6 protein-coding genes are annotated in these 11,199 nt (G+C 41.0%); 1 reads left to right on the top strand and 5 read right to left on the bottom strand.

Annotated features, from left to right (window positions below):
• Positions 1-21: 21 nt before the first annotated feature.
• The 5 genes from LKE05_RS06310 to LKE05_RS06290 form a co-directional block, all read right to left on the bottom strand.
• Complete coding sequence (locus LKE05_RS06310; RefSeq protein ID WP_308456282.1) at positions 22-639, bottom strand: TetR/AcrR family transcriptional regulator; 618 nt, start codon at positions 637-639, stop codon at positions 22-24.
• An 85-nt stretch (positions 640-724) separates the two neighbouring features.
• On the bottom strand, positions 725-1,867 hold the full coding sequence (locus tag LKE05_RS06305) for an S-layer homology domain-containing protein (RefSeq protein ID WP_308456281.1): 1,143 nt from the start codon (positions 1,865-1,867) through the stop codon (positions 725-727).
• 59 nt (positions 1,868-1,926) lie between these two features.
• Positions 1,927-4,350: a leucine-rich repeat protein gene (locus LKE05_RS06300; protein WP_308456280.1), complete on the bottom strand. Its 2,424-nt coding sequence runs from the start codon at positions 4,348-4,350 to the stop codon at positions 1,927-1,929.
• Between the two features lie 12 nt (positions 4,351-4,362).
• Positions 4,363-6,000, bottom strand: coding sequence for a leucine-rich repeat protein (locus LKE05_RS06295; RefSeq protein WP_308456279.1), 1,638 nt, complete (start codon positions 5,998-6,000; stop codon positions 4,363-4,365).
• A gap of 15 nt (positions 6,001-6,015) precedes the next feature.
• Entirely contained in the window at positions 6,016-6,789 is a 774-nt protein-coding gene (locus LKE05_RS06290) for a hypothetical protein (protein ID WP_022229113.1), read from the bottom strand.
• 334 nt (positions 6,790-7,123) lie between these two features.
• Here LKE05_RS06290 and LKE05_RS06285 point away from each other — a divergent pair, with 334 nt between their 5' ends.
• Positions 7,124-11,104, top strand: a complete 3,981-nt coding sequence (locus tag LKE05_RS06285; protein ID WP_308456278.1) for a S8 family serine peptidase — start codon at positions 7,124-7,126, stop codon at positions 11,102-11,104.
• The last annotated feature ends 95 nt before the right edge of the window (positions 11,105-11,199 follow it).

Raw genomic sequence — 11,199 nt, 5'->3', positions numbered from 1 at the left:
TATATTCAAAAAATATAGGGATTAAAATCCCATAATTTTTTTCCAGCCGGCAGTATAGAACGCTTTGAGCTCCTCAAGATATTCTGCCGCATTTTCGTGCGGAATATCGTGAATAATCACTTCAAAAAATGCCGAAAACAATCCGCTTGCCAATATATGCTCAAGTGTTTTGTCAACATTGTATTTCGGATAGCCGAGCTGTTCCATTGTTTTTGCAAACTTATGCGTGGCGTCAACTTCGATTTCCGCCATATCGTGAATTATATTTTCATATTTTGTGCCGTCAGAGGAGCAGAGAATAAGTTTAAATTCATCTTTATTGGCATAGCAATAATTCATCATTTTTATCATTCCCTCGCCGGAAAGCTCGCCCATTTGCTGTGCCTGTTCCTTCGGTGAAAGCCTTGTAAAAGCATTTTGCGTTTCACAAAACATACCCATAAGCGTGTCATATTGCTCGCCGACAAGTGCGTCAAACAATTCTTCTTTGCTCTTAAAATAACCGTAAAATGCACCCGTTGTCACGTCGGCATTTTTTACGATTCTGCGCAGTGATGCCGATTGAAAGCCTTTTTCGGAAAATTCAGCTTTTGCAGCCGACAGAATATCATCAAGCGTATTATTTTCGTTTCTATTCATTTTCAGTCCTCCGCAAAGCAAAATATAACACTGTTATATTCATAATAACAGTGTTATATCTTTTTGTCAAGAGTTTTATTAAATTTTATTTTGTATTTTTAAAATAAGTTGAAATTCTTGCCATAATCGAAGCAAGCTGCGCACGGGTTAAATTTCCGTTTGGTTCGATAAGTCCGCTGTCATGCCCCTTTATCAGTCCCATTTCATAACAGATTGCCATATCTTCTTTTGCGTAATCCGAAATTTGCTCATAATCGCTATGTTCTTTTATTTTCTCGCTGCCGGTCGGTAAAGGGATCTCTTCGTAATTCAGATAGCGTACAATCATTGCCGACATCTGTTCACGAGTAACTGCACTTTCGGGGGCAAATTCTGTTTCGGAAATACCTTTTACAACACCGTTTTCCGCACCCCATGAAACATAGTTTGCATAGTATTTATCTGCCGTAACATCGGTAAAAGCCGATACTGCACTCTCTGTATTATCTTTTGAAAACCTACCGAGAACGGTAACCGCCATTGCTCTTGTAACAGTTCCGTCGGGATCGAAAATCGTATCCGATATGCCTGCGAACAAACCGTTCTTTACGCCGCTGTAAATATCGTTTTTCGCCCAATGACCGTTTATATCCGCAAATTTTTTGTCTGAATAGGTTTTTGACGTGTCAGGAATGGGTATGATTATATCCGGTTCCTTTATACTTCCTCCGCTTGAAGAACTGCCACCACCGCCGCCGGATGTTCCTTGTCGGGTTATTGAAACGGTAAACGGGCTTGATGAGGTATCTCCGTTTGTTTTACCTGTTTTATCAACTATTACAATTTTTGATTCAACTAAGGAAATTGTCCTTATTCCGCTGCCACTGTAAGTATAGTTTAATGTAGCTATTTTCTTTTTTTCGGTGCTGTATTTGTTGGTGTTTGAAAAAAATCCGAAATACAGACATCCGTCTTTTATAGTCTGTACCTTTGACTCATTCTGCAATTCATCTGACAAGACAAGTGATTTAAATTCTACATCGCTTTGTGATGGTTTAATACCAAATTCCGCCCCTGCATATGCACTGTCAGCTTCTAAAAAAATATCAAACGAAATTTCTTTATCGTTTTTACCGAGCGTGATGCTTGTGCTTGAGGGCGTGATTTGTGCCGCATAGGCAGCAACAGACGAAATACTCAAACAAACAATCACAGCAGCCGAAAACAGTTTTTTTGCTATTTTGTTCATAATATCCTCCTACTTAAATGACAGGGCTATAGTAGAATACAGCCCTGTATCATGCGTCATTATTTTGTAAAATTCAGCCAAATTTCCATATAATCCTCGATGTCGATTCTGCCGTCATCGTTGAAATCGCATTTTGATGCATCATTCCAGTTTGAACTGTTCTTATCTGCACGATAGTAACGCTGTGCTTCGGTAATATCCAAAAGATCAATCGTTCCGTCTTGATTTACGTCATAGGAAAGTGCATCCGTAAAGGTTGCCTCGGATGGGTCGATTCCGTTCACTTTGCCGTATTTTACGGTTTTATCGGTGTCCCAACCCGATACCTTGACATCGGTGATTTTCAGTGTTGCATTTTCGGCGTTGACCGTAATTTTTGCAATATCTGCGGACTGAGCCGAGGAAAACAGTTCGCCGTTTGCATTGAGATAACCCAAAACCACTTTGCCGTCCTCTGCGTCGCCAATGACGGTAAATCCGTTAATTCCGCTGACTGTTACATCATTGGTTGATGTTTCAAAAGTAATTTGAATATTTGCAATCCTTGACGATTCGGAAAGTGCAAGCGTGAAATACGATTTTCCTTTTTCGGAAACCGCTTTATCCGCTTTAAGCGATACTTTGGTTTCGATTTTTTCCTCTGCCGGTTTTGGGGTTTCGGAATCCGTAACGGAGATTGTGCAAGTAGCATTTACACCGTTCACTGCCGTTGCCGTGATTTTTGCACTACCTGCCGAAACGGCAGTTATAACGCCCTTGCTGTCAACGGTCGCTACCGTGTTGTCTGAGCTTTCCCAACGAATTGATTTATTCGTTGCCGTTTGTGGCAGTACCGTTGCCGATAATTGTAGTTTGTCGCCCTTTTTCATAGCTGCGGTGGTTTTGTTCAGCGTTACTTTCGTTACTTCGTGATCTTCTCCGCCGGATATTGAAGAATCAATTACTGCAAAATATCCCAAACTGTCCGTCTGTACGGTAAAGGTCTTGCTTACTTGCGATGATGAAATTTCCACCGCCTCGCCGTTTTCATAGTAATACAGCTTTGCATTTTTGGAGCAGCCGTCCGAAAGTCCGACACTGATTGTATAGGTATCGCTTTCGTGGGTTGCGGATACTTCATATACTTTCAAAATTCCGTTTTCCGATTTTGCCTGAAATGCATCATATTCGTTGCCCGAATTTATCTCATTCACAACAAGCTGCGAATTGATTGAAAACTTTCCCTCAACCCTGACTTTTTTGTCGAGATTGATTAAGTAAAAGCTTCCGAAATCAACACCGTCAAGATTGGATACACTGTCAAGAATTTTGTATTGATAACCCCAGTCGGCAACATTATTCACCGCCCATCGCTCTCCGTTTGAGCCTTTCTCTACATATACAACAAGGCTTTTCGGACTGTCGGGGAACATATCATAAGCTCCGAGCGTATCATCATTCGGAAATCCCGTGACACTTGCCGGAATCACCACTCTTTGCAGATTGGTGCAGCCCTCAAATGCCGCCAGTGTAATATTCACAAGTCCGTCCGGAAGAATTAGATTTGTAAGCGATTTGCAATCGGCAAATGCATACATTTCAATATTGGTCGCCGCTTGTGGGAACTCGATTGACGAAAGGCTTGTACAGCCTTTGAAAATGCTGTGCGGTATGCTTGTCAGATTTTTCGGTAACTGAATATGCGTAAGCTTTGTGCAATCTTCAAACGCCCCGGAACCCAGCGACTCTACCGTATCGGGTACTGTTACATCGGTTAATCCCGAATGCTCAAAAGCGTTGCCTCCGATGATTTTTACGTTTTCGGGAATCTCTATATCCGTCAGCTTTTCGGCATTTTTGAATGCCCCTGACCAGATGCGGTCAACGGTTCTTCCTTGAACGCTTTCGGGGATACTGTATAATCCCTCTCTACCGCTCGGATAAGCCGTCAATGTCAAATTCGGATCGTCATACTGCGGCTCACCCTCATTGACCCGCGGTCCGAACATAACGCCATTATCGTCCGTAAAATAATACGGGTTTTGCGGATGTACCTTTATTTTTTCCATACTGCTGCAACCTTTGAATACATTCGCCGTCACATAGCTTGCCACTGCGGGAATTTCACATTCCGTAAGTTTCGGGCAATTTGCAAAAGCATCCAATCGGATAATCAAATCGGCTCCGTCTGTCGGGTCTTCAAATATAACCCGTTCCAATTCGGTACAGCCGTCAAATGCATGGTAGCCGATTACCTGTACGCTGCCTGGAATTGTTACGCTTGTGATATTATCGTTATTTAAAAATGCCTCTCCCGCAATAATGGTGACGGTATCGGGAATTTTTATATCTCCGCCGTCTCCGAAATAACCGAGGAGCTGACCGTCTTTGATATTTGCACCAATCAGTCCGTCATTGCCGGCAGATACGCTGACGGTAAATCCCATCAGCATAGCCGCAATCACTACAAGAGAAGATAATCTGTTAAAAATTTTATTCTTCATATATACTCCTTTTTAGAAATCGCTTAAATGATTGAATATGTCTATGTAGTCCTGAATGTCAACCTTGTTGTCGCCGTTTACATCCATTGCTTTCGCTTTTGCCCAAGTTTCATCCGATGATGCTACCTGATAGTATCTTTGCGCCTCGGTAATATCAATAATATCGACCGTACCGTTGCTATTTACATCATAATTCGGAACAAATACGTTTGCCGATGATGTGCCCATTGTGACTGTACCGTTCATTGCCGACTCATCTTCACCGACAACGCCTGCCGCTTTCGCATCGGTTATTTTTGCAGTGATATTTCCCTTTGCATCAGCTTTTAAAGGAACGGCAATTTCTGCAAGCTTTGTTTTTTCTGCTGAAGAAAATCCCGAAACATTTCCGGTAATTCCGACATATGCCTTTAAGATAAGTTTTCCGTTTTCTTCTGTCCAGTTTGATGTTCCGCTTGTGAATTTGTCATTTGCAACCGTAACCGTACCTTCACTAACCTGTGCCGTATCGAATGACACCTTTAAAAGAACCGTATTCACATTTTCGGCGTTATCAAAATAAATGCTGTAAACCGCTTTTCCGTCCTTTATTTCCGGCTCTGCCGAAACAGAAAAGCTTGTGGAAACTGTCTTGACTTCAGGAGTTTGCCCCGCAACAGTTATAGTTGTTTTTTCGGGTGTATAATATTTGGTATATGCAGATGTGGATTCAAAAATCTTTGCAACTTCTTCGTTTTTCACAATGACCTTGCTGCCGGTATTCATCTCGGTGCAAATTTCCGAGCCGATTGACGGAGCTGTTTCATGCTCAAGGACAATTTCCTCAATGGCTTTCATTCCGTTAAATGTGTAGCCACCCAAGCTTGTAATGCTTGCCGGAACGGTAACTTTTTTCAAAACAGAGTTGTTTCTGAAAAGGTGCATTGCAGTGGAAGTTACTGCTTTTCCGTTCACTTCTGTCGGAATGGTGTATTCCGTTTCCGGTTTTCCGCCGGGATATACAACCATTACCGCCTCATCATCGCTGACATTGTAAAGTACATTATCAACAGTGGCAAACTTTTGCGCACCGTCTTTCATTGTGATTGATGTCAATGCATCGCAGCCGTACAGAAAATTGTATCTTGTCGAGCTGAGTCTTGCCGGAAGCTCAATAAAGGTGAGTGCGGTACAATTTGCAAATGCACCTAAATTGATCGTAAGCGACGCTGCCGTATCATCGTCAAAATTTACGGTATTAAGTGCTGTGCAGCCGGAAAATGCGTTTGTTGAAATCATATCCACAGATCCGGGGATTTCAACGCTTTGCAGTCCCGTACAATCCTTGAACGCACTGAGTCCTATTTCCGTATATCCGTCCGGAATCGTGACGCCGGTAATACTTTCGTTTTCCTCAAATGCATTGCCGACAGAGGTTATCTGATATTCCTTCCCGTTGATTTCTGCGGTTGTCGGCAAAGTGATTTTGCCGCCTTCGCCGTTATATGCCGAAATGCTTACCACATACGGCGAGGAGTAGCCGGATTTTGAGCGGTCAACCGTAAAATCTCCGACCGTTGTAGTGGCAGCATTGGCGCTGACCGCGCCGATTCCCATCAGCATCACTGCCGAACACATCGTTATCATTGTTTTTTTGAATAAATTTTTCATCGCATAATCTCCATTCTATTTATTTATCGTTGCTTTATCCGCAAATGGACGCATTGATGCCATACTATCCCATATCATAACTGATATAGACTCGGAATTAGTGAAATCAATTCCGCTGACATCAAGTTTATTTTTGCCTTGCTGTAATGTAACATTTTCTTTGTGAGCGCTTACCAATTTGCCGTTTTCGTCATATGCCGCAAAAATCACATCGACATTTTGAGCTTTGGAAGAAAGAATATCAACCGCATCTTGACTGAAATCTAAAATGCTGCACTCTTTTGCGGAATACTTTATACTTGTTTCGTAAACTTTTACTTCTCCTTTTACCGCAGTACCGTCTGTTTCGGTAATTCCGGCACATATCACATTTGATATATCCGCAATAAACTCCCCGGCTGAGGAAACATCAATCGGAATGACGATTTTCGCAACCTTAATTCTTTCGTTTGACGAAAACCCCATTTTATTACCGGTTCTTCCGAGGTATCCTTTTACAGAAATCCTGTTGTCGGTATTCCAAGTTGTATGCAATATGTCAAAGCATTCGTTCTTTTCAAGAGTTGCTTTTCCGACATTTTTACCGTCAAAATTCATCTCAAAGAAAAGCGTACTTAAACAGTTCGTGTTTTCTAAGTATAAATTATACTCTATCCCTGCTTCGGTGCGTTTTGGTTCAACCGCTAATGTGGTTTGCGGTTTTTTCTCTGTCTGTGCAAAGACAACAATGTTTGTTATTACAATCAACACAGTTACAATTGCTCCGATTATTTTTTTGCGTAAGTTCACTTGATCACCTCGCTGCTTTAGTTGATTATTAGATTAGTTTTAACTAACTTACCTGTAAAAAAAATAAATATTTCGTACATCACTCCTCATTTGTGGTTTGTCTTAACTAACCGTAGTATTTTTTAAAAGAGCCCTGTTCTCGGCTCTTTTGTTCGGTCGTCACACCATAATTAACAAAATAAAATGTATCACAACAAATTTAATTTGTCAATACTGAAAAAAATATTTGTAGATACTTTACAAATCAAAACATTTATGATATATTATTTATAGTTAGTCGTCACTAACCGTAAATAACGCCAAATTATTTACGAAAGGGTTTTAAGAAAATAAAATGAATAATAAATTTTTCAAACGCATGATTTCAGCATTTATTTCGGCGTTTCTTATAATTTCAAATTCAGCTGTATTTGCCGAAACTAATGACATTTTTGTTTCGCTGTCAGATTGTATCAGCAAAAGTGATGAGAATAAAGACACTCGTATTATTATTGAACTTGAAGACTCGCCTTTGCTTTCTTACAGTGAAAAAATCAATACATATTCTAATGTTTCGGATTTTCTTTCATCAAAAGAAGCAAAAGAGATAGAGCAAAGGCTTGAGCAGAATCGCAAGTCTGTCAAAAAAAGCCTTGTTCAAAGCGGTATGGATTTTACCGTTAAGCGTGAGTATTCTACAATTATGAACGGTTTGGCTGTTGAAGCGAATATTGCGGACTTGGAAGCTATCAAACAAACCGACGGTGTAAAAGAAGCTTTTGTTGCAGAATTTTACTCTTTGCCTGAACCGATAGATACCTATTCAAGCGGCGGAGTATCCGCGATAGGCGGCGATATTGCCGGTGATTTGGGTTTTACGGGCAAAAACAGTGCCGTAGCAATTCTCGATACCGGACTTGACTTATCGCACCCGGCATTTTCATCGGTGAACAGTCCGAAATATTCCAAAGAGGATATTGAAAGCGTTATAAAAAACAATAAAATGACGATTGGAAAGTTGAATGTTTCAAAGGTCTATATCAACGATAAAATCCCATACGCATATGATTATGCCGATGTTGACACCAATGTTTCCGGTGGTGAATCGCACGGAACGCACGTTGCCGGAATTGTCGGTGCAAACAGTGGCGGTGTGGTCGAGGGTGTCGCACCTGATGCACAGCTGTTTATTATGAAGGTGTTCGGTGATTCATCCGGCGGTGCATATGATGACGATATTCTGGCAGCGCTTGACGATTCGGTTAAATTCGGCGTGGATGCCATTAATATGAGCCTTGGCTCAACGGCAGGCTTTTCCGAAAGTGCATATAAATCTATGCGTGAAGTTTATAATCGTGTAAAAAATTCAGGAATAGCTTTATACTGTGCAGCCGGAAACGAATACAGCTCAACATATGAGAATGCAGCCGGAAACGATTTGTCGAAAGCGACAGAACCCGATAACGGTGTGGTCGCCTCACCATCAACCTATGAAGTCGCTCTTTCGATTGCGAGTATGAACAATATCGAAACGACATCAATTTATCTGCTTGCAAACGGCAGAAAAATTCGTTATAATGATCCGGCAGAAAAAGAAAGCGACCGGCTTATATCTCTTTCAGGCACACTTGAATATGTCGATTGCGGCGTCGGTGCTGCAACAGATTTTTCAGGCAAAAACCTCAAAGAAAAAATTGCTCTGATTCAGCGTGCCGGTGAGGAAAACGGGGAAGTTCTGACGTTTGCTCAAAAGGAAAGCAACGCAAAAAATGCCGGTGCGCTTGCCGCAATCATTTATGATAATGTTGACGGTGCGCTTATAAATATGTCCACCGATAACAAAATCCCCTGTGTCTTTATCAGCAAAACCGACGGTGAATATCTTTGCGGACAGCCCGATAAAAAACTTTCCGTAAGCAAAGATTATGTTGACACATTCAAAGATACTTATAGCGGAAAAATGAGTGATTTTTCTTCTTGGGGTGTTACTTCCGACTTAAAATTGAAACCCGAAATCACTGCCCCCGGCGGAGATATTTACTCAACGCTTCCGAACGGACTTTACGGGAATATGAGCGGTACATCAATGGCGTCACCGCATATGGCAGGTGCGGCAGCTGTTATGCAACAATACATTTCGGAAAATCGTGACGGAATAAATATGACAGCCGAGCAAAGAACGAGTCTTTTTAATGCTCTGATGATGAGTACTGCAGTTCCCGTTCAGGACGAAAACGGTATTCCGTACTCACCGAGAAAACAAGGTGCGGGTCTGGTTCAACTGCAAAATGCGATGAAATCAGATGTTTTTCTTTTAAATTCGGATAATTCAAGACCGAAAGCAGAAATCGGATATAATGAAAACGGAAATTTCAGCTTTGATTTTAAAGCAGTATCTATTGGCGATGATACGCTTCAATATGAGCCAACAATAACCGTTTTGACGGAAGATACGGTTTCGGAAAACGGTGTCGTTTATATGGCGCAAAAGGCAAGAAAGCTTTCGGACGATGAGGTTTCCGTAACAATTCCGAAAAAAATCACAGTTGTTCCAAACGGAGAAACTCCGGTCAATGTCAAAATTGAATTGACGGAAAAAGGAAAGGCAAATCTCAAAGCTCAATTTCCAAACGGAATTTATATTGAGGGATTTGTGACGATGACTCCGATACAAAATGATGAAGTATCACTTTCTTATCCGTTTATGGGCTTTTTTGGAGATTGGCAAGCGCTTAACATATTTGATTCTGATATTTATGATGATGAACCTGCTTCAATCTGCGAAACACAAATCGGACAGTTCAGAAACAGTGATGGCGGCGGATATATTCTCGGTCATAATTACTATGTCGACGGAGCGACAGAATATAACGCAAATAAAATTGCGATAAAGGGCAGCGAAACCGGCAAAAATGTGACCGCCGCCGTTTCACTCCTCAGAAATGCCGATAAACTGACTTTTTCGGTAGATGACTCTGACGGAAATACCGTTTACAGCGAAAGCTCGACAAATGTTTCAAAAAGCTATCATTCCTCTGAAGGCTATTACACACCAATGGCAGCAAAGGGCTGGGCACCGTTTGATGTATGGAACACTCCTCTCGATGACGGAAATTATGTTTATAAAATAACGGCAACACTTGGACAACACGAAGAAACAAAAGCTTTTCCGATTGTGATTGACAGTGTACCACCGGAGGTAATTTCAAGCCGTATAGAGGGGGCAAAGTGGATTGTAACCGTCCATGACAATCACTTTATTCAAGGAGTGTGTGCAACCGCAACGGGAAATGAGCCGATTACCAAATGGATAGAACCCGATGCCGTATCGTCAGATGCAACATCGGAAATCACTTTTGATTTATCTACCTCCGGATTTAAAGGACTGACACAGGCGAAAATTGCACTGATTGATTATGCCGGAAATACTTATATTTCTGATTATTATTCGCTTTCCGCAGCCGAGGTGATATATCCGCAATCGGTAACACTTGACAAGTCCGCACTTGTTTTAACCGAGGGCGAAAGTGCAATGCTGAACGCTGAGATTATGCCCCAAAATGCATCAAACAAAACTGTCACTTGGAGCATATCCGACACCGATGTTGCACAAATATCAGCAAGCGGAAAAGTCACGGCAAAAAAGACAGGAAATGCGGTGATTACAGCTCAAACAGTAAACGGAATAAAAGCAAGCTGTGATATTACCGTCAATGAAAAGCAAGCTGAAACACTTCCGATCGCAGCGGCGGTTAGCGTAAAGAAAAATACTCTTACAGGGAATATAATTCCTTTTAGATTTCAGCTTGGAAATATTAAAAAGGTGGCTACCGTATCATTTACATTTCAAAAAGATGATGCTTTGCAATTTGAAAGCCTAATCGGTAAGAACGGTTTTACTCCCCTTGGAATTAAGTGGAATAATGATAACACCGCAACAATAGCACTGTCCTATCTGCAAAACGGTGCGGGCGGAAGCTTAACCAAAAATGAGCTTTTCGATGCAGCTGAGGTTCAATTCAAAGAAATTCTTAACGATATGACGGTCGGAATAAGGCTTGTTGATGTTTCGGCAGCAGGATATGATAAAAACGGAAAAGCAGTTTACTTTACAACTAAGATTACCGCCGAAAGCGCAAATACAAATGTCACTAAAAAGTCAAGCTGTGATGTAAACGCTGACGGAGTAGTTGATCTTCTTGATATTACATATTGCCAAAAATTTTATCGAATGGGTGAAAAATCTATTGATTGGAACGATTTTAAACATTGCGATTTAGATGGTAACGGCTTGATTGACATAGAAGATTTAATTATTATATTGAAAGTAATGTAAACAATATATAACTTTTATACAATAGATATTGAAAAGCTTGTTTTTATTACTATGAACTTTTTAAGCTAAAATATTGATAGATTTGATTATACTTT

Source organism: Hominilimicola fabiformis (assembly GCF_020687385.1).
Lineage (GTDB): Bacteria > Bacillota > Clostridia > UBA1381 > UBA1381 > Hominilimicola > Hominilimicola fabiformis.
This window is presented reverse-complemented; position numbering and strand designations above follow the sequence as displayed.